Genomic DNA, 19,290 nt, shown 5'->3' with positions numbered 1-19,290 from the left:
GAGGCTTCGGACGGCCACCGCAAAAACCCCGCGTTTCCGGGATTCCCACGGCCGTCAAACGACGGGTTCGATGTCGCTCGAGCGACGCGGCGCCACGGCGATCGTCCGCCGTTCCCGACCGCCGAGACGACCCGAAAACGATACGGTCCCCTTCTCCCTAGGACGACCAATGAGTGCCCTGTCGGGGAACTGGCGCGACGCCATCGACGACGTGGACGCGGCGCTGATCGACGGCTATCAGAGCGGGTTCCCGATCGAGGAACGCCCGTTCGACCGCGTCGGTGCCGACCTCGGGATCGACGAGTCCGCCGCGGTCGACCGCGTTCGAGCCCTGCGAGAGGCGGGGATCGCCCGCCGGTTCGGAGCCGTCCTCAACCCGCCCGTGATCGGCTCTTCGACGCTTGCCGCGATCCAGGCCCCCGCGGACCGCTTCGACGAGATCGCGGCGATCGTCAACGAGTACCGGCAGGTCAACCACAACTACGCCCGCGACCACGAGTGGAACATGTGGTTCGTCGTCACCGCCGGCTCCCGCGAGGCCCGCGACGAGATCCTCGCCGAGATCGAGACCCGAACCGGCTGTGACGTGTTGAACCTGCCGATGCTGACCGACTACTACATCGACCTCGAGTTCCCCGTCGTCAACGCCGACCGCTTTGCGCGCGAATCGCTCGAGGCCGGCACCGACTCCTCGGCGACCCGGATCAGCGAGGCGGCGACGGGCGATCTCTCCGCGCTCGAGGCCGACCTCCTGCTCGAGATTCAGGACGGCTTCCCCCTCTCGGCGACGCCGTACCGGGACATCGCCGCGGAACTCGACGCCGCCGTCGAGGACGTCCTCGCGGCCGTCGAACGCCTGCTCGCGACCGGCTGTATCAAGCGGATCGGCTGCGTGATCAACCACGTCGCCACGGGCTTCGACGCCAACTGCATGGTCGTCTGGGACGTTCCAGACGAGGACCTCGATGCGTGGGGCGAGCGGGCTGGCGGGTTGCCCTACGTCACCCTCTGCTATCATCGGCCCCGCCGGCCCGAGCAGGACTGGCCGTACAACCTGTTCACGATGATCCACGGCCGCGATCCCGACGCGGTCGACGAGAAGATCGACGAACTCGCCGCCGATTACCTCCCCGTCGACCACGAACGACTCTACTCCACCGAGACGCTGAAACAGACCGGCGCGCGCTACGACGCCCTGCTCGGTACGTAGCCGGGACGACCGCTCTCGTCGGTGTCGACGCCGCTACTCGAGCAAGTCGGGAGGCGGGAAACGTATTTCCCTTCTCGTCGCTTACGAGGGGACACAATGATGGCGACGACCCACGCGCTGCTGGGACTGCTCCTGGCGTTGCCCCTGCTAGCGGTCGCTCCGGACCTCGCGCCGGCCGCGTTCCTCGCGGGACTGGTCGGTGGGGTGGTTCCCGATCTCGACCTCTACACCGGCCATCGGAAGACGCTTCATTACCCCGTGTACGGCTCGATCGCGACGGTGCCGGCGGTCGTCATCGCGGCGCTCGTCCCCACGACCGTGACGGTCGCGATCGCCGTCGGTCTCGCGGCCGCGGCGCTTCACGCCGTCGCCGACGCGGCCGGGAGCGGCCTCGAGTTGCGGCCCTGGCAGGGGACCTCCGAGCGGGCGGTCTACAGCCACTATCACGGTCGCTGGGTTCGCCCGCGACGGTGGGTCCGATACGACGGCGCTCCCGAGGACCTCTTCGTCGCCGGGGTCGTTGCGGTGCCGCTCGTCATGCTCGGCGACGGCCCCGTGACTGCTCTCGCAGTCGGCCTCGTCGCGGTGTCGGCCGTCTACGTCCTGTTGCGCAAGCCGCTCGCGACCGTCGCCGAGCGACTCGTTCCGTTGCTCCCGGCGGCGGTTCGCCCTTACGTCCCCGCGCGGTATCTGTGACGGGTCGGCACGACTGAACGGTATTTTTATCAGTCAGCGCTCCAACCGATTCCGCAATGAACGGAGAACGGACGGCCGAACGCGGCGTCCGAGCGGCACTCGTCGCCGTCCTCGTCGCGGGCGTACGCCAACGCGATCCGGGTGCGGTCGTCAACGCCATCGTCGCGTTCGCGGCGACCTACACTCCCGACGTCGTCGAACGCGTCTTCGGGCTCGAGTTTCGCCCGTGGCAACGCGCGTACGTCGACGGTGCGATGCTTACCCACGCCATCGGCATGCTCGGCCCCTACGACGACGTCTGGTGGTGGGACCACCTGACTCACGCCTACTCGTCGACGCTCGTGGGCAGCGCCGCCTTCGCGGCCGCCCGTCGCCGCGGTGACGATCCCTCCCCGCGCGTCGTCGCCGCCGTCGCCGTCGCCGGCTGCTGCTGGGAACTCCTCGAGTACGTCATCCATGCGACCGCGAACCGGCTCGGTCTCGAACCGGTACTGGTCACCTACGGCAAACGTGATACCGCGCTGGATCTCGTCTTCAATCTCGTCGGGGCCGCCGTCGTCCTCTTGCTGGGCGACCACGCCCTCGAGAACTTCGCCCGAGCGCCCGCAACCGACGACTGATCGGCCGCTTCGGAATACGGACTTCGAAGTCGTTCCGGCGGACCGTCTCACTCGAGCGCCTCGGCGACGACTTCGATCGGCGTCGGCGGTTCCTCGGTGGCGTCCGGCCGGTTCTCGAGTTGCGTGCGACAGGACGCGCCGGGAGCGACGACCCGGCCCCCGGGACTGTCCTCGACCTGCTCGTAGAGGATCTCGGCGATGGCGTCGCTCATCGAGGCGTGTTCGGACTCGTAGCCGAAACTGCCGGCCATCCCGCAACAGCCCGAATCGAGCGGATCGACGGCGTAGCCCGCTCGGCGAAGGATGCCGACGGCGTGGTGGTCTTTCGCGACCGACTGCTGGTGGCAGTGGCCGTGATAGACCAAGTCGTCGGTGGCCGCTCGCTCGTCGAAGGCGATCCCCTCGTCCAGTCGGAAGGTGTCGAGGTACTCGCAGACGCCGTACGTACCCCCCGCCAGCCGCTCGGTGGCGTCCGAGCCGAGCAGGTCGAGGTAATCGGACTGGAACATGACCGCGTCGGAGGGCTCGATGACGACAACGTCCCAGCCGTCGGCGACTCGCGGCGCGAGCGCAGTGACGTTCTCCCGGGCCGTCTCTCTGGCTTTCTCGAGGAACCCCTTCGAGAACGCGGGCCGGCCGGTGTCGCCGAGGTCGTCCGGGACCGCGACGTGAACGCCCGCGGCCTCGAGGACGCGGACGGCTGCCTTCCCGGCCTCGGGGTGGCTGTAGTTGGTGTAGGTGTCGGGGTAGAGGACGGCTCTACGGGTGGCCTCGGCCTCGCTCGCGCGGCACCCTCCGCGCTCTGCTCGCGCCTTCGACGCTCGCTTTTTCGAGGCGGCTTCGCCGCCTCGCTCGTGGAACCAGTCCCGGAACGTCTTCGCGCGGAACGTCGGCAGCGGCCGGTCCGAATCGATCCCGACGACGGCCTCGAGGGCCGTCCGAGCGCCCGGCAGTTTCGGGAGGACGTTCGACAGCGGCGCGAGCCGGCTCCCCCACTTCGAGAGGGTCCCGACGTTGGCGAAGAGTCGATCGCGCAGCGTCGCGCCGTTTCGCTCGTGGTACTCGTGGGTGACTTCGGCCTTGAGCTTCGCCATGTCGACCTCGCTGGGGCAGTCGATGGCACAGCCCTTGCAGCCGATACAGAGGTGCATCACCTCCTCGACGAACTCGTCGGAGACCGCCTCGTCCGGATCGAGATCGCCGCTCATCGCCCCCCGGAGCGCGTTGGCCCGACCGCGGGTGGCCGTGATCTCCTCGTGGCTCGCGCGGTAGGTCGGACACATCACGCCGCCGGTCGTCGACTGCTCGCCCCGACAGCCGCCACAGCCGTGACAGAGTTCGACCATCCCCTGCATCCCGTTGTCGGTGTCCCACTCGAGTGTCGGCTCGAAGCCGGCGTCGAACTCGTAGTCGGGATCGAACCGCAGGTTCTCCCGGAGGTCGGTCGGTTCCGCCTCGCGGAAGACGACCTGTCCCGGGTTCAGGATCCAATCGGGATCGAACGCCGTCTTGAGGTCCTGAAAGGTCTCCCAGAGGTCGTCGCCGTAGCGCTTGCGATTCCACTGGGTACGGGCGCGGCCGTCGCCGTGTTCGCCCGAGACCGATCCCCCGAGTTCGACCACGAGGTCCGTCACGTCGTCCGCGATGCCGTGGAGTTGCTCGAGGCCGATCTCGGTCTTCGTGTTCACCAGTGGCCGGACGTGAAGCACGCCGGGCCCGGCGTGGGCGTAGAAGCTCGCGTAGGTGTCGTGGGCCTCGAGGATCGCCTCGAAGCGCTCGACGAACTCCGGGAGGTTCGCGGGCGGGATCGCCGTGTCCTCGATAAACGAGATGTGCTTCGCGTCGGTGGTCCGCGAGAGCAGGATCGGGAGGCCGGACTTCCGGAGCTTCCACAGCTTGGCGCGCTCGGGTGCGTCGTAGGCCTCGAGCGCTGCGAGAGCGGGGGTTTCGGTATCGCTTCTCGGTGCGTCGTCGGCCGGCTCCCCCGCCGGCGTCGCCGACGGGACGCGGTCGGCCAGCAGGCCCGCGACCTGCGCTTTCCCGTGGTCGGCGTCCGCGGCGTAGAACTCCACGAGCAACACGGCGTTGGTCCCTTCGGGGAGGGTCTCGGTAACGGGGCCGAACTCCGCCGTGTCGCGGGCCAGATCGAGCAACACGTCGTCCAATACCTCGACCGCCGCGGGATCGTGTGCGAGGATCGGCTCGACGTCTTCCATCGCCTCGTGGAGGTCACGGTAGCAAAGCAGGGAGACGGCCTTCGTCTCGGGGACCGGCTCGAGCGAGACCGTCGCCTCGGTGATGATCGCCAGCGTGCCCTCGCTGCCGGCCAGTAGCCGCGCGAGGTTGACAGTGCCCGGCTCGCCGGTGTCCTCGCCGCCCGGCAACGTCTCGCCGCGGGCCTCGGCGACGAGCCGGTCCAGATTGTACCCCGAGACGTTGCGCTTGAGGTCGGGGTAGGTGTCCGCGATGCGGTCCGCGTCCTCCTCGAGGATCCGCTCGACTTCGGCGTAGATCCGGGCCTCGAGGTCGCCGTCGGGGTCGGCCCGCTCGCCGATCTCCTCGCGAGTACTCTCGCCAAAGCGCGTCACGGTGCCGTCCGCGAGGACGGCCTCGACCGCTTCGATGTAGGCATCGGTCTTGCCGTATTGCAGCGAGTGAGCGCCCGTCGAGTTGTTCCCGATCGCGCCGCCGATCGCGCTCTTGTCGCCCCACGCCGGATCGGGGGCGAACTTGAGATCGTGTGGCTCGAGGGCTTCGTTCAGCGTCCCGAGGATCGTCCCTGGCCGGACCGTCGCGGTCCGGCCCTCGGGATCGATCTCGCGGATCCCGTCCATGTGCCGGGTGAAATCGAGGACGACGGCCCGGTTGACCGTCTGTCCGGCGAGGCTCGTTCCCCCGCCCCGCGGGAGGACCGGGATCTCCCGCGCCGCACAGTACTCGAGGATCCCCGCGACGTCGGCCGTCGACTCCGGGAAGGCGACGGCGATCGGCGTCAGCTCGTAGGCGCTCGCGTCGGTCGCGTACAGCTGCCGGGAGTAGGAGTCGCCCCGCACTTCGCAGTCGACGACGGCCTCGAGGTCCGCGACCAGCGCCGGGCGGTCGACGTCGTCGCTCCGGTAGTCGTAGTTCGCGCGCCGGTCGGCGGCCGGGTCAGCGCTCGGCTCGAGGGACATGCGTTATCCTTCCACAGGCGCGGCTAAAAGCGCCCGCATTGCCGACAGTACTGGGGCTCGCTGGCGTCCGGTCACTCACGAGTCAATGGGAAGCGACCGGACGGCCGCTCTCGAACCGTCCGGCCCGCACGTGGGGGCGAGGTGCTGGGAGTGGTGACCGAGCGAAAAGTGGCCCCGTCGTTTTCCCACGTGCGCCCCCGGGGCCGCCGTCCGATCTCGCGGACGGTATCCGCTTCTATGGGGGACGCCGCAACAAACGATCTGCCTAACTAGTTGGGGGTTGTGCGCGCTCGAGCGGCGACGACTGCGGCTGTTACACCACGGCCGTCATGTCGCCGTTACTCGTCCCAGTCACCGCTCGTGCCGACGCGTTCGCCGTCCTCCCAGACGTAGTAGCCCTCGCCGGTCTTCTTGCCGAGCTTGCCGGCCCGAACCTTCCGGCGCAGCGACTGCGGTGGCTTGAACCGCTCGCCGAGTTCCTCGCGGAGGTATTCGGCGATGTGCAGGCGGACGTCCAGTCCGACGTGGTCGGTCAGCTCGATCGGGCCCATCGGATGGCCGTAGCCGATCTCCATCCCCTCGTCGATGTCCGCCGGGCTGGCGACGCCCTGTTCGACCATCCGGATCGCCTCGAGCCCCAGCGCCAGTCCCAGCCGCGAGGTGGCGAAACCGGCCGTGTCCCGGACGACCACGTCCTCCTTCTCGATGTCCCGGACGTAGTCGATCGCGAACTCCTCGGTTCGCTCGTCGGTCTGCTCGGCGATAATGATCTCGACGAGATCCATGATATGCGGCGGGTTGAAAAAGTGCAGGCCGACGGCCCGTTCCGGGTTCTCGAGGGCGCTTGCCATCTCGGTCACCGACAGCGAGGAGGTGTTCGACGCGATGACCGTGTCCTCGCCGGTCGCGTCCTCGACGGCCGAGAACACCTGCTGTTTGAGGTCCATGTCCTCCGGTACCGCCTCGATGACCAAGTCGGCGTCCGCGACCGCCGCCTCGAGGTCGGTCGTCCCCTCGATGCGCTCTAAGGCCGCCGCCATCTCGTCTTCGGTAAGCTTGTCCCGGTCGACGCCGCCCTGAAGGTTCTCCCGGATCCCCTCGAGGCCGTCCTCGACGAGGTCGTCCTCGACGTCACGGAGGACCACGTCGTGGCCCGCCGTCGCGGAGACCTGCGCGATGCCGTGTCCCATACTCCCGGCTCCGAGAACTGCGATTTGCATGTGCGAATCCACAGACGAGTTGCGATCAAAAGCGTTCCTATCACTCCCCAGCGGCCGGCTGCCGACGCCTTCCTGTGGACGACTTCTGGCGATGTCAATAATATCAGTATGATGGCCAAAAAGAGATACTATATTATTTCTTTGATTATGCAGTCAATACGTCGGGCCATCCATCGAACGTAGTATACTCCCTTAGCTGGCCGCGTTCGCCAACAACTGCCGGTCTGCAGCCGTACTGTACTCCGGGCGGTCCACAGTGACTCGGTCGACGATTCGAGACCGTTTCAACTCGAGGTGATCGATAGTCCGACGATAGCGCCTCGAACGGTCGTTTCGCCACGAGGCGTTCGTCCCGTCGCGTGAGTCGGGCCCTCGGTCGCCTCGAGTTATCTCCGATGACATGTCTGAACCATATGTATTATGAATAGATTACAGCTTAGTTCATCGACGACCATCGAATGCGTTCGTTGCCACTGGCGGTCGGGTTTGCCGGCGTTCGCCTTGGGTCGCCGGTCACCGGCCGTTATCTGTCTCCGTACACGTGCTTTCGGTTTTACAGGCTCTGTTCGGACCCTTTGCTGACGCGCGATCAATTGGCGCCCGATAACAGCCACAGTTCGTACGCTACAAAGAGAGGTGACCGGATCCGGAATGTACGAAACAGTGAGCGGTTTTCGACGTCGTTCTGATATCGACCGGTATCCCTGTCAACTGGACACTGCTTCGATGTTCGAGAGGCAGTCTGCTGCGTATTTCGCCGAATTACCGACGTATCGAGTCAGGTCCGGTTCCACTCTCCGTATCACGGAACCCCGTCGCCGCGGAGCGATTGGCTACACGAATCCGTTCTGGCAAACAACTGCATCTCACTATTCGAAAACTTCCGTCACGCATACCCATGCCCGTCGATTTGGCTGGCATCAAACGCCTCTCCAACCGTCTCGTCTGATTGCTGTGACAGAGCGACCAGGAGTTTGATTCGGGCCTTGTGGGCGGGAAGGTTCGATGCGAACAGCACGCCCTCTTCCTCGAGAGCTGCGCCACCGCCTTTGGACCCGTACACTGGCGAGACGACACCGTTGCGACACCGCGTCGCAATAACGACGACAACGTCGTTGTCAACGGCGTCACCGATGGCATCTGCAACGTTTGCGGGAACATTTCCGAGTCCGAGCGCGTCGACGACGATTCCATCGACGCCGCGATCGATGGCGTGACTGATCTGTCTTCCGTCGGTGTCCGTCGACGTCGGTACGACCTCGACGGTCGCCGTGATATCTCGTGTGGGGAGCGTCACCGATAGACTCTCGGGTCGCCGGTAGAACCAAAGACCGTTCGGTGTCCGATCGGCGACCGGTCCGTAGTTGCCCGAACCGTACGCGTCGGGATTGCTGCTATGTTCTTTCGTTACTGGTCGCGCTGCGTGAAGACGATCGTTGAAGAAGACGTAGGCACCCGTCCGAACGTGATCGTGACTCGCTGCCGCGAGGGCCCCGTGAATGTTCGCCGGCCCGTCGGGACTACGACTATCGTACGGTCGTTGTGCGCCAGTGAGGACGACTGGGACGTCGACGTCGAGTACGAGATCGAGGTAGTACGCGGTCTCTTCGATCGTATCGGTTCCGTGGAGGACGACGACTCCATCGATATCGTCGGCAACGGCTCGCACACGATCACTCAGTGTCACGAGATCGTCGATTGTCAACTCCGAACTCGGGGCTTGCGTGAGTTGCTCCAGTTCGATCTCGACGTGTTCGAACGTCTCCGGATAGGCCTGCACTAACTCCTGTACTGACTCGGTCGGGACCGTCCCGGTGTCGCTCGAGGTACTCACGATCGTGCCGCCGGTAGCAATGACGTACACAGTCGACATACGTCGTACTGCCCGAACAAAACCTATATCGGTTATGATTGACATTGGTCACGACGATCCCCGCTCGGTAAGAGAACCCTGCCGGTTACCGCACGGAGAATATCTCGACGAATCGGTCGTGCTGTCTCTGGTACCCGGACGATGCGTAGCCGGATACACTTTCGTCACCAAAAACGCTGCGACGGAAGTCCCGATCCTCGCCTAGAAGCCGAGGGTCATAAACCCGAATACCAGGCAGAGATAGGCGATAACGATCCCGACTGCGGTCAGCGGAATCGATTCGACGAAACTGTACCGTCCGTTGATCCGGGTTCCGTCGGTTTTGCTTCCGTTCTCGATCGCATCGACGTCGATTTCACCGTTGTCGATGGCGTCGGTCGTCGGCATGACTTCGGGCAGATTCTTGCGGCGAGCATCGAACTTGTTCAGTGCGATGACAGCGCCCGCAGTGAGGACGACTGCTAGCGGGAGCAACACCAGCGGCGACGTCACACCGACTGCGTACAGGAGCAACATGAGGACCGTCACGCCGGCTGCGGTCATCGCGAACGGAATCTGTGTCGTCACGTGATCGATGTGGTCCGAACCGGCGAAGATCGACGACATGACGGTCGTATCGCTGATCGGTGAGACGTGATCGCCCCAGATCGCGCCGCCGAACAGCACTCCCATGAGAACCGGCAGGATCGACAGTCCGGACATTTCGTAGCCAAGCGGAATCGCGAGCGGGGTCAGAATAGCCATGGTCCCCCACGACGTTCCCGTCGTAAACGCGATGAACATCGCCGCAAGGAAGATCAGCAGCGGTAGGAACGAGCCGGGGATGCTACTGTCGACCATGACGTCAACGATATACTGGGCGGTTCCGACCTGCTCAGCGGCGTGACCGATACTCCACGCGAGGACGATGATCGCAGCCGCGATCATCATCGTCTTGAATCCGCTAATCACGGTATCGCTCGCTTCCTCGAGGTCCATGGTTCCGAATCCGACGGCACCGAGCATGCCGACGGCCATGAACGCGAACGAACCGTATAGGAGACCGAGTGCGACATCGGTTTCCTGGAACGCAGTCGCGATATCGACACCGGACTGGTGGCCGCCACCGAGCCACCACATCGAGACGAGTCCGACGACCAGCAGCGACAGAATCGGTGCGAAGAAATTGATCAGCGTCGGGTTCTTCTCGCTCGGCTCACCGACGTCGGTCGTGATGTCCGAGAGCGGCGTCGCGTCGTCCCGTCGAGTTTTCTTTTCTTTGCGCGCCCGCCACTCCGCGTTCAGCATCGGCCCGTAGAATCGCTGCGTAATCGAAATGAATCCGACCATAAAGAACGCTAGGAAACAGTAGATGTTCCATGGAATGCTCTGCAGGAAGAGTCCGAATGCGGTGATACCGACTTCCTCGGCGGTGAATCGGGCAGCTTCGAACCCAACGATGATCATCGATACTTGGTACCCGATCCAGTTCGAGACGGGTCCGAAGGTCGTCACCGGCGATGTCGTCGAGTCCAGCACGTAGGCGTGCATCTCTCGAGAGGTGTTGTTTTCCTGAGACAGCTCACGAGTCGCGTTTCCAGTCACGATGGTACTCGTATACGAGTCGAAGAAAATGAAAATCCCAATGAGCCATGTGAGGATCTGCGAGTCTCGTGCCGTGTTCACCCGATGACCGATCCAGTTCTGGAGTGCGATGATCCCGCCTGACTTGTAAATAAACGCGGCACCAGCGCCCATGAACATAATCAGGATCAGAAACTTGGTGTCAAACGGTGATCTGACGACCTCGACGATCCAGTCCATTGACAACGCTGTTGCTGCGATCGGATTCCAGTCGGCGATCATCAACGCCCCGATCCATACCCCGGCGAACAACGACACGAGTACTTGGCGCGTATACATCGCGAGTGCGATCGCGATAATCGGCGGTGCTAGCGCTAGTGCCGCAATCGGAAGGGATTCGTATGACATACACACCCACTGTCTGAGTTGTACTATTTTAATCTTTTGAAGGAAAATCGGGAGAGCGCGCGGATGGGTGCCTGTAGTGCCGTCTTTGCGGGATATTCAACGGATATCGCGGCAAAATCTATACGGACACCATTCGAGTTGCCCGTATAGCGGCTACAATCGATCGATCATCTCCTCTCTCGTCGATCCCGGGGTCGATTACAGGAGTCCCTGTGAGACCAGTTCTGTCTCGAAATTCGGGACGACTCGCTGCAGGATGTCGGGAAATTCCTGGTGAAGATCGGCGTCTTCGATCCGGTACGCCGGACCGGAGACGGTGAATCCGCCGATGACGGCCCCATTGGGGCCCTCGGCGACGACACCGGCAACGCGTTTGCCCGGAATCGACTCTTGATCGTTGATCGCGTAGCCCCGTTCCCGGATGCGCTCGAGTTCGGCATCGAGTTCCGCCCGTGACGTGATCGTCTCCTCGGTGAGTTCCGGGAGGCCCCACCGGTCGTCGATTTCGTCGATGCGTGACTCCGGCAATCGAGCGAGGATCGCCTTCCCGATGGCCGTCGTATGCATGTACTCGTAGTTGTTGAGCCGGGAACTTGGCTTGGCGGAACTACCGACCGAATCGAATAGCGTCACGATGCGACCATTCTCCTCGATTCCGAAATCGGATTCCTCGTTCGATTGCTCGGCGAGTTCAATGACGTACTTGCCCGCCAACTCGTATACTTTGCTGCGGTTTCGAACGTACATCCCGATGTGATAGAACCGCGCCCCGAGTCGGTATTCGTCGCCTTCGGAGGTGACATAGCCGTGTTTCGCGAGGGTATAGAGGTGTTTGTAGACCGCACTCTCGGATAACTCGAGTGCCGCCGCGAGTTCGGCTGGCGTCGCCCCGTCGAGTTCCTGAATCGCCTCGATCACTGCTAACGATGTTTCGGTCGTCGTCAGCAGTTGGCTGTCAGTCATACTTTCTCCGTCCGTTCGAGCCCCTATAAATCCATGTATCATGGAACCACTGCCATTCAGTACAGCGACAACCCCACGATGACGTCGATAGTTGTGTCCCTCCCTTGCTCAATACGAGCAGCCTGGTAACCGTGTGTCGTGATTTGTCGCTTTCCGCTTCTTGGGAGAAATCGGCCGTCTTCGGTATCCTACCTGAATCGCTGAACCGGAAGATGGGTACTCCATCCTCCCTGTCCCATCGCTTCGATCCACCACTGCTATTACATTCATATATGTGTAAATACGATCTCCCGATCCATCGCAAAACTGCGCCGGAAGCAATCCATGTATGGTAGAACGAACCCGCGATCGGCGTGGACACAGCCCGAAATCAGGTCTCACCCTGATTTGTATTTATGTGTATCCAGCAACCTCTCTCATTATCGATGGTTGGGAACTATCTAGTTCTGTACCCCCTCGACTATCACTTTTCAACCAAGAGTTCAATGTGGTCATTGATGGTGGCAGTATTGTATAAAAACTTCAAGAATGGGGCCCGATGCTTATCCGATTTCCCACTGACGAAGTATAGGCGCGGTCAACTCACTGTGATAGCCACATCGACCGACGAGAAATCTGTCCTCGGAACGATCGTTCTTTCGCGGAGGTTCTGTGGAAATTCAGCTGCCGATCCGTCCCATACCGACCAGCTAATACAACATCGAAAATCAACTTTGTCTCGAGGTGTATTGTAACATACAACCAAGACCACTTTTCGTTGATATTGTCAGGAATTCGCTAATAGGGGCCTACAATGGTGTCGCTGTCCTCAGACTGATTAATGTCATTTTGTATATTGTATTACTTTGGGAACATTTCGTATCGAGTGGCGAGCGAACCGCAGCGATGATGGCAATCGACAATACTGTCGTCACCGGAGTATCTATCGGATGGCCAAACGGGGTCGCTCGAGGGCGGAGATGGCCGGTATTCTCTGCCGGTTGTGCGAGCAGGTGCGCAATGACTTCCAGTTGCCACTTAGCGGTTCGCCGTTCAGGCCACTGATGCGGCACAGAACGGTGCGTCTTTACCGCTGTAGCGAGAGGGAACAGTTACCAATGAGCGACCGCCAGCCAGTCGTCGTGCAGGCAGTCAGAACTCCACAGGGGAAACACGGTGGCGTCTTCGCCGAGACCGGCAGCGAGGAGTTGTCGGTCCCGCTCGTCGACGAGATGCTCGAGCGGACGGGCCTTACCGGTGAGGACGTCGACGACATCCGGTGGGGCTGTGCCAAACAGGTCAACGAGCAGAGCAACAACATCGCGCGGGTGATCGCTCTCCTGTCCGATCTCGGTGAGGGCGTTCCCGGCACGACGATCGACCGGCTCTGTGCCTCCTCGGCGGAGGCGATCATGAGCGCCAGCGACGCCGTCCGGGCGGGCCAGCGCGACGTCATCGTCGCCGGCGGCGTCGAGAACATGTCCCGCAACGAGCGCCGGAAGGGGATCGACTCCTACGCGGGCATCGCCGAGCAGTACGACGCGGCCGGGCTCGCGATGGGCCAGACCGCCGAGAAAGTCGCTGAAGAGTTCGACATCGGACGGGATCAGCAAGACGAGTACGGTGCCCGGAGCCAGCAGCGCGCGGTCGAGGCGACCGAGGACGGGAAGTTCGACGAGGAGATCGTCCCGATCGAAACCGAAGACGGCACGATCACCGAGGACGAGGGGCTCCGTCCCGGCACGACTAAAGAGAAGATCGCCGGCCTTCCGCCAGCGTTCCGCGAGGAGGGTACCGTCACCGCCGCCAACGCCTCGCAGGTCTCCGACGGCGCTGCCGGCGTCCTCATCACGAGCAAGGCGTTCGCCGAGGAGCAGGGCCTCGAGATCATGGCCGAGATCGAGGACCACAACGTCGCGGGCGTCGATCCGACGATCATGGGTGTCGGCCCGGTCCCCGCGGTACGGGGAATCTGGGAGCGCAACGGCCGCTCGGCCGACGACTACGACCTCGTGGAACTCAACGAGGCCTTCGCGAGCCAGACGATCTACTGCCGAGACGAACTCGGCTTCGACGACGATCGGTTCAACGTCAACGGCGGGGCGATCGCCATCGGCCATCCGCTCGGCGCGTCGGGTGCCCGCTTGCCCGTCACGCTGATTCACGAACTCCAGCGCCGGGGCGGCGGGCTGGGGCTCTCGACGATGTGTGTCGGCTACGGGCAGGGTGCGGCCGTCGAGTTCCGCGTTCCGGAGCAGTAACGACGCCGTTCCGTCTGCGGTCCTTCTCCGGGTTCCGTGCCGGAAAACCCGTTTCAACTCGGTTGATCGCTCCTCGAGAGCCGTGGGACGGCCCTCTCGGCGGGCGGCAACCACCGCGAAAAAGACGGCGTGGATCCGTGATCGTCGTGCCGGTCTAGAGGATCTGGTCGGCGATGATGTTCTTCTGGATCTCGCTGGTGCCCTCGTATATCTTCGTAATGCGGGCGTCGCGGTAGTAGCGCTCGGCGGGGTAGTCCGTGACGTAGCCCGAGCCGCCGTGGACCTGAATGCCCTCGTCGGCGACCTCGACCGAGATCTCGCTCGCGAAGTACTTCGCCATGCTCGAGTACTGCGCGGCGACGTCCTGGTTGTTCTGCTCGACCTGGGTCGCGGCGCGGTAGGTCAGCGAGCGGGCGGCCTCGACCTTGGTGGCCATCTCGGCGATCTTGTGCTGGATGGCCTGGAACTCGGAGATCTTCTGGTCGAACTGCTCGCGCTGGTTGGCGTACTCGATGGCGGCGTCGAGTGCGCCCTGGGCGGCACCGACGGCCTGTGCGGCGACGCTGGTGCGGCCGGAGGCGAAGAACTCCATCAGCTGGTAGAAGCCCTTGTCGACCTCGCCGATGACGTTCTTCTCGGGGATGCGGACGTCGTCGATGACGACTTCCGCGAGGTCCGAGGCACGGATCCCGAGCTTGTTGCTGATCTTGTCGGTCGAGACGCCGTCGCGGTCCATCTCGACGAGGAAGGCGGTGATGCCCTTGTGGCCCTCGCCGGGGCTGGTCTTGGCCATGCAGACGCCGACGTCGGCGACGGTCCCGTTGGTGATCCACATCTTGTTGCCGTTGAGGACGTACTCGTCGCCGTCCTTCTCGGCGACCGTCTCGATGCCGGCGACGTTCGAGCCGTGGGCGGGCTCGGAGATCATCGAACAGGAGGCGGTCTCGCCGTTGGCGATCTGGGGCAGCCACTCCTCTTTCATCCACTCGTCACCGAACTCGACGATCATGTCCGTCCCGAAGCCGGCCGAGCCGACGGCGGAGCCGATCCCGGGGTCGGCACGCCAGAGTTCCTCGGTGACGATCGTCGAGGAGATCTTGTCCATCCCGGCCCCGTCGTACTCGAGCGGGATGTTCGGCGCGACGAAGTCGTACTCGGCGGCCTTCTTGCGGAGTTCCTCGGGGTATTTCCCCTCCTGATCGTGTTCCTCCGCGACCGGCTTCATCTCGTTCTCCCCGAACTCGCGGACGGCCTCACGGATCGCTTCGTGTTCGGCTGACAGCTGGAACGTCATAATAGATTGCTTGGGTTCGTCTTACAAAGTAGCTTCGGATACAATCCCCGGTTGGTGTTGTTAACCCGACTGCCGGATCGTCGGTCACGATGGAAACCGGCGACGGCCGGCGGCGGGCCGCCCGCGATCAGGCTGTCGGGGCGGGTCTCAGCCGTCTATTGCTCGTTTTCGCCTTCGCCACGGAGTTCGAACTTCTGGACCTTCCCGGTCGTGGTCCGGGGCAGTGCCTGCACGAACTCGACCTCGCGGGGATGTTTGTACTCCGCGAGGTTCTCGAGGCAGTACTGCTTGATGTCTTCCGGCGTCGCCTCGGCGTCGGGCGTCGTCACGACGAACGCCTTCACGGTCTCGCCGCGGCGCTCGTCCGGCACGCCGACGACGGCGGCGTCGGCGACGTCCTCGTGTTCGAAGAGGAGTTCCTCGACTTCGCGCGGGTAGACGTTGTACCCGCCCGTGACGATCATGTGTTTCTCGCGGTCGACGACGTAGAAGAAGTCGTCCTCGTCCCAGTAGCCGATGTCGCCGGTGTGGAACCAGCGCTTGCCGTCCTCGTTAGTGAAGGCCTCCTCGTTGGCCTCCGGCAGGCCGTAATACTCCTTCATCACGTTGGGGCCGTGGATGACGAGTTCGCCGGTGATGTCGTGGATCGCGGCCTCCTCCTCGTCGATCGGGCCCTCCGCAACGCGGGGGACCTCCTCGAAGTCCTCGTCGACGATCTTCGCCTCGACGCCCTCGAGGGGCTGGCCGATGCTGCCCTTCCGACGGCTCTCGTTGGTGTTGGCGTGGGTGACCGGACTCGTTTCGGTCAGACCGTAGCCCTCGTTGAGCTGGACGTCCCAGAGGTCCTCGAACCGCTCGAGGACCTCCAGCGGGAGACTCGAGCCCCCGGAGTTGGCAAAGCGCAGGGACTCGAACTCGTAGCTCTCGGCGTCCGGGTGGTTGATCATGTCGTTGAACATCGCGGGGACGGCGAACATGATGGTGATCTCGTCGTCCTCGAGCTGGTTCATCACCTCGGTGGCGTCCCACTCCGGCACCGGGTAGTAGGTGCCGCCGCTGTACATCGCGCCGTTCATGACGACGGACATGCCGTAGATGTGAAACAGCGGGAGCGTCCCGATGAGTCGGTCGGAGGCCTGGAAGCCGCCCGGTGGGATGACGGCGTTGGCCCGGGTCGTAAAGGCCAGGTTGTGGTGGGTCAGCAGGACGCCTTTCGGCGTGCCCGTCGTCCCGGAGGTGTAGGGCTGGACCGCGACGTCGTCGTCCGCACGATCGACGACGGCTTTGGTGTCCTCGGCGAGGAAGTCGTCGAACTCGGTCGCGCCATCGACGTCGGCCCCGACGCTGACGACCTGCTCGACGTCCGTATCGTCCTGTACCTCGAGGACGTTGGGGACGAGGTCGGCAAGCGCCACGACCGCTTTCGCCCCGCTGTCGCCCAGCATGTGGCTGATCTCACGGGACTTGTACTGGGGGTTCATCGGGACGATGATCCCGCCGGCACGCAGGGTCCCGTAGAAGGCCGTGACGAACTGCGGCAGGTTCGGCAGGTAGATGCCGACGCGGTCGCCCTCGCCGATGCCACGATTCTCGAGGGCCTGTGCGAACTGTCCGGCTCGCTGCCAGAACGCCTCGTAGCTCAGTTCGGTCCCTTCGTACGCGATCGCGGGCGATTCCGGGTTCGCATCGACGGTCTCGACGACCTCCGTCACGAGGTTTGTCATACCTTGTGTATGGTTACCCCGGTCGCAAAAGGGTTGTCACTCGGCGCTTCCATTTACTTCGGTTGTTTTCGAGAAAGCGCGACTCGAGTGCCCTGTCGGGCCTCGATCAGTCGAGCGTCGTCGGATCCACGCCGGACTCGGTGCCGGTGTCGTTCGGCAGGTCGTAGCCGACGACGTATCGGGCGTGTAGCAACGCGGCGACGATCGCTGCTGCGGCGACGAGTTGGACGGCGATGTGGACGATCGAGCCGAACATCGCGATTAACGCTAGGACGAGATAGAGCGCGCGAGTGATCGCGGAGAGACTCTGCGCTCCGTCGAATCCGATCGTCGTGACGATCAGACCGACCGTGCCGGCCAGCACGACGGGAAACGCGAGCAGCGTCTCGCTCGACCAGTAGATGAGACTCTCGTTCGCGATGAACGCGTAGGGGATGACGAACCCGGGCGCACCGAGCCGGAGCGCCTGCTTACACGACTGGAGGAAGCTCGCGCCCGCGATCCGTGCGCCAACCGCGACCGAGATCGCGACCGGCGGCGTGATCGCCGACAGCATCGCGAAGTAGAACACGAACATGTGCGTCGCGATGACCGGCGTCCCGAGATCAGTGATCGGCTTCGCGACCAGGATCGCCACGAGGATGTACGCCGCGGGCGTCGGCATCCCGAGCCCGAACAGGATGCTCGCGATCATCGCGAGGAACAACACGACGAACAGCCCGCCGCCGAACCCGAGGAGGCTCACTTCGCTCATCCCGATGATGCTCGTCGCGACGCGGGCCGTCAACCCGGTCCCCTCGAGGAGCTTGATAATCACACCCATGGCTGCAAGGACGCCGACGAGCGGTGCCATGTCGATGCCGCCCTGTTTGAACCCGTCGAGCGTCTGTTTGGTCGTCCGGGCTACACTTGCGGCGATTTCGTAGCCCGAGACGTCTTTCGTCTCGAGTTCGACTCCGTCCTCGAGATCGACTTCGAGGAATCTGACGACGAGGTTCCGGACGTACATCACACCGATGGTCGTGAAGATGGTGTACATCCCCGCCGCGAACGGTGAGTATCGGAGTACTACGAGCGTCACCAGAAGCACACCCATCGGGATGGTAAAGTGCAAGCCCCGGAGGAGGAGCCGCCAGTTGAACGACGTCAGGTCGCTCGAGATCCAGCCGAATTTGAGTATCGTGAAGTGAACGGCGAGACAGACGCTGAAGTAGAACAGCGCCGCCGGAATGACGCCTGCCTGCACGATGTCCAGATACGGGACCTGAATGATGTCGGCCATCAGGAACGCCGCGACGCCCATCACCGGGGGCAGCATCTGCCCGCCCGCGGAGGCGACCGCCTCGATCGAGGCGGCGACGTCGTCGCCGACGCCCTGGTCCTTGATCATCGGGATGGTGAAGCTGCCGGTCGTCGCGGTGTTGGCCGCCGCGCTACCGGTGATCGAACCCATGATCATGCTCGAGATGACGGCGATCTGGACGACGCCAGTCCGGAGACTCGTCCCGAGTTCCTCGCCGATCTCACGGACGAAGTCCATCAGACCGTAGGTCTTCGCGAGGCCGGCGAACATGATGAAGATCGCGACCCACGTCGACCCGACTCGCATGAGCGTGGGGTCGTAGACGCCACTGATCCCGACCGCGCCGTTCTCGGCGATCTGTTGCCAACTCATCCCCGAGTGGCGAAACACGCCGAACAGCTGCGTGCCGACCATCGAGTGAGCGTACAGGACAGAGAGGACGGCGACGGCCGCGATGACCGTCCCGAACGCTCGGCGAGTCACGTCGATCGCGAGTGCGATCAGTATCCCGCCGATGATGTGATCTGTCGTGTTGTATCCGAGGATGAACGCGTCTCCCTGAAGCCGGGTGAAGTTGAAGTAGACGTAGGCCGTCGCTGCAACGGCTGTCACGGCTAACGCGACGGCGACGTAGGGGTCGATCACCGCATAGATGCGACGGAGTCTCGCTTTGGCGTCCAAATCCGGCGATTGCGATGGCGATTCGACCGTTACATCGTCACCGGCTCCGTCGTCAGCGCTCTTCCCCGTCACGCCGAACCGATCCCCGGCGTAATCGAGATAGTACAGCGCCGTCCCCATCCCGAAGAACAGGATCATGTACCGTTCGACCCGCGTCACCCACGCCGGCTCGCCGACGATTCCCTCTAGCGGCCATCCGAACACGAGCGAGACGGCGTACAACAGAGTGAACAGCGTCAGACTGGCCCCTAACGCGTAGGTGGTGAGGTCGAATGCGCGCAGGGGAACCCCTCGTTCGGAACGCCGATTCGTTGGAGACATC

The 19,290-nt window shown here is 63.4% G+C and carries 12 protein-coding genes; 4 read left to right on the top strand and 8 right to left on the bottom strand.

The annotated features are described in order from the left end of the window. Positions 1–169 precede the first annotated feature (169 nt). From ahbB to NP511_RS08575, 3 genes are all read left to right on the top strand, one after another. Positions 170–1,210, top strand: coding sequence for a siroheme decarboxylase subunit beta (gene ahbB, locus NP511_RS08585; RefSeq protein ID WP_049965510.1), 1,041 nt, complete (start codon positions 170–172; stop codon positions 1,208–1,210). Between the two features lie 96 nt (positions 1,211–1,306). Then, positions 1,307–1,906 (top strand): hypothetical protein, encoded by a 600-nt coding sequence (locus tag NP511_RS08580; RefSeq protein ID WP_084158270.1) that lies wholly within the window; start codon positions 1,307–1,309, stop codon positions 1,904–1,906. 56 nt (positions 1,907–1,962) lie between these two features. Beyond that, on the top strand, positions 1,963–2,526 hold the full coding sequence (locus NP511_RS08575) for a DUF2238 domain-containing protein (protein ID WP_006649869.1): 564 nt from the start codon (positions 1,963–1,965) through the stop codon (positions 2,524–2,526). 47 nt (positions 2,527–2,573) lie between these two features. Here the strand turns inward: NP511_RS08575 and NP511_RS08570 are convergent, their stop codons facing one another. The 5 genes from NP511_RS08570 to NP511_RS08550 all read right to left on the bottom strand — a co-directional run bounded on the left by NP511_RS08570 (position 2,574) and on the right by NP511_RS08550 (position 11,726). Beyond that, on the bottom strand, positions 2,574–5,699 hold the full coding sequence (locus tag NP511_RS08570; protein WP_049965512.1) for an FAD-binding and (Fe-S)-binding domain-containing protein: 3,126 nt from the start codon (positions 5,697–5,699) through the stop codon (positions 2,574–2,576). A 338-nt stretch (positions 5,700–6,037) separates the two neighbouring features. Next, the gene (locus tag NP511_RS08565) at positions 6,038–6,919 is read right to left on the bottom strand and encodes a 3-hydroxyacyl-CoA dehydrogenase family protein (RefSeq protein WP_049965513.1); all 882 of its coding nucleotides are present in this window, start codon (positions 6,917–6,919) and stop codon (positions 6,038–6,040) included. A gap of 886 nt (positions 6,920–7,805) precedes the next feature. Next, positions 7,806–8,792, bottom strand: a complete 987-nt coding sequence (locus tag NP511_RS08560) for an asparaginase (protein ID WP_049965514.1) — start codon at positions 8,790–8,792, stop codon at positions 7,806–7,808. A 201-nt stretch (positions 8,793–8,993) separates the two neighbouring features. After that, on the bottom strand, positions 8,994–10,763 hold the full coding sequence (locus NP511_RS08555) for a Na+/H+ antiporter NhaC family protein (RefSeq protein WP_172704576.1): 1,770 nt from the start codon (positions 10,761–10,763) through the stop codon (positions 8,994–8,996). Between the two features lie 198 nt (positions 10,764–10,961). After that, complete coding sequence (locus tag NP511_RS08550; RefSeq protein ID WP_049965515.1) at positions 10,962–11,726, bottom strand: IclR family transcriptional regulator; 765 nt, start codon at positions 11,724–11,726, stop codon at positions 10,962–10,964. Between the two features lie 1,097 nt (positions 11,727–12,823). On the opposite strand from NP511_RS08550, the gene NP511_RS08540 reads away from it, so the two are divergent. Then, positions 12,824–13,966 (top strand): thiolase family protein, encoded by a 1,143-nt coding sequence (locus NP511_RS08540; protein ID WP_006649874.1) that lies wholly within the window; start codon positions 12,824–12,826, stop codon positions 13,964–13,966. A gap of 154 nt (positions 13,967–14,120) precedes the next feature. Here NP511_RS08540 and NP511_RS08535 read toward each other — a convergent pair whose 3' ends face one another. The 3 genes from NP511_RS08535 to NP511_RS08525 form a co-directional block, all read right to left on the bottom strand. Next, positions 14,121–15,260 carry an acyl-CoA dehydrogenase family protein gene (locus tag NP511_RS08535; RefSeq protein ID WP_049965516.1) on the bottom strand — a complete coding sequence of 380 codons (1,140 nt, stop codon included), beginning with the start codon at positions 15,258–15,260 and terminating at the stop codon, positions 14,121–14,123. A gap of 155 nt (positions 15,261–15,415) precedes the next feature. Next, on the bottom strand, positions 15,416–16,984 hold the full coding sequence (locus NP511_RS08530) for a long-chain-fatty-acid--CoA ligase (protein WP_049965517.1): 1,569 nt from the start codon (positions 16,982–16,984) through the stop codon (positions 15,416–15,418). A gap of 106 nt (positions 16,985–17,090) precedes the next feature. Next, a complete protein-coding gene (locus tag NP511_RS08525) occupies positions 17,091–19,289 on the bottom strand; it encodes a TRAP transporter permease (protein WP_049965518.1) in 2,199 nt (732 codons plus the stop codon). Between the last annotated feature and the right edge of the window lies 1 nt (position 19,290).

It is taken from the genome of Natrinema thermotolerans (assembly GCF_031165565.1).
GTDB classification, from domain to species: domain Archaea; phylum Halobacteriota; class Halobacteria; order Halobacteriales; family Natrialbaceae; genus Natrinema; species Natrinema thermotolerans.
This window is presented reverse-complemented; position numbering and strand designations above follow the sequence as displayed.

What these genes read in the sequence shown, in the direction of transcription:
- NP511_RS08575 (WP_006649869.1), top strand. Translation starts at nt 1,963, where the DNA reads ATGAACGGAGAACGGACGGCCGAACGCGGCGTCCGAGCGGCACTCGTC.
- NP511_RS08555 (WP_172704576.1), bottom strand. Translation starts at nt 10,763, where the DNA reads ATGTCATACGAATCCCTTCCGATTGCGGCACTAGCGCTAGCACCGCCG.
- ahbB (WP_049965510.1), top strand. Translation starts at nt 170, where the DNA reads ATGAGTGCCCTGTCGGGGAACTGGCGCGACGCCATCGACGACGTGGAC.
- NP511_RS08580 (WP_084158270.1), top strand. Translation starts at nt 1,307, where the DNA reads ATGATGGCGACGACCCACGCGCTGCTGGGACTGCTCCTGGCGTTGCCC.
- NP511_RS08570 (WP_049965512.1), bottom strand. Translation starts at nt 5,699, where the DNA reads ATGTCCCTCGAGCCGAGCGCTGACCCGGCCGCCGACCGGCGCGCGAAC.
- NP511_RS08525 (WP_049965518.1), bottom strand. Translation starts at nt 19,289, where the DNA reads ATGTCTCCAACGAATCGGCGTTCCGAACGAGGGGTTCCCCTGCGCGCA.
- NP511_RS08535 (WP_049965516.1), bottom strand. Translation starts at nt 15,260, where the DNA reads ATGACGTTCCAGCTGTCAGCCGAACACGAAGCGATCCGTGAGGCCGTC.
- NP511_RS08550 (WP_049965515.1), bottom strand. Translation starts at nt 11,726, where the DNA reads ATGACTGACAGCCAACTGCTGACGACGACCGAAACATCGTTAGCAGTG.
- NP511_RS08540 (WP_006649874.1), top strand. Translation starts at nt 12,824, where the DNA reads ATGAGCGACCGCCAGCCAGTCGTCGTGCAGGCAGTCAGAACTCCACAG.
- NP511_RS08560 (WP_049965514.1), bottom strand. Translation starts at nt 8,792, where the DNA reads ATGTCGACTGTGTACGTCATTGCTACCGGCGGCACGATCGTGAGTACC.
- NP511_RS08530 (WP_049965517.1), bottom strand. Translation starts at nt 16,984, where the DNA reads ATGACAAACCTCGTGACGGAGGTCGTCGAGACCGTCGATGCGAACCCG.
- NP511_RS08565 (WP_049965513.1), bottom strand. Translation starts at nt 6,919, where the DNA reads ATGCAAATCGCAGTTCTCGGAGCCGGGAGTATGGGACACGGCATCGCG.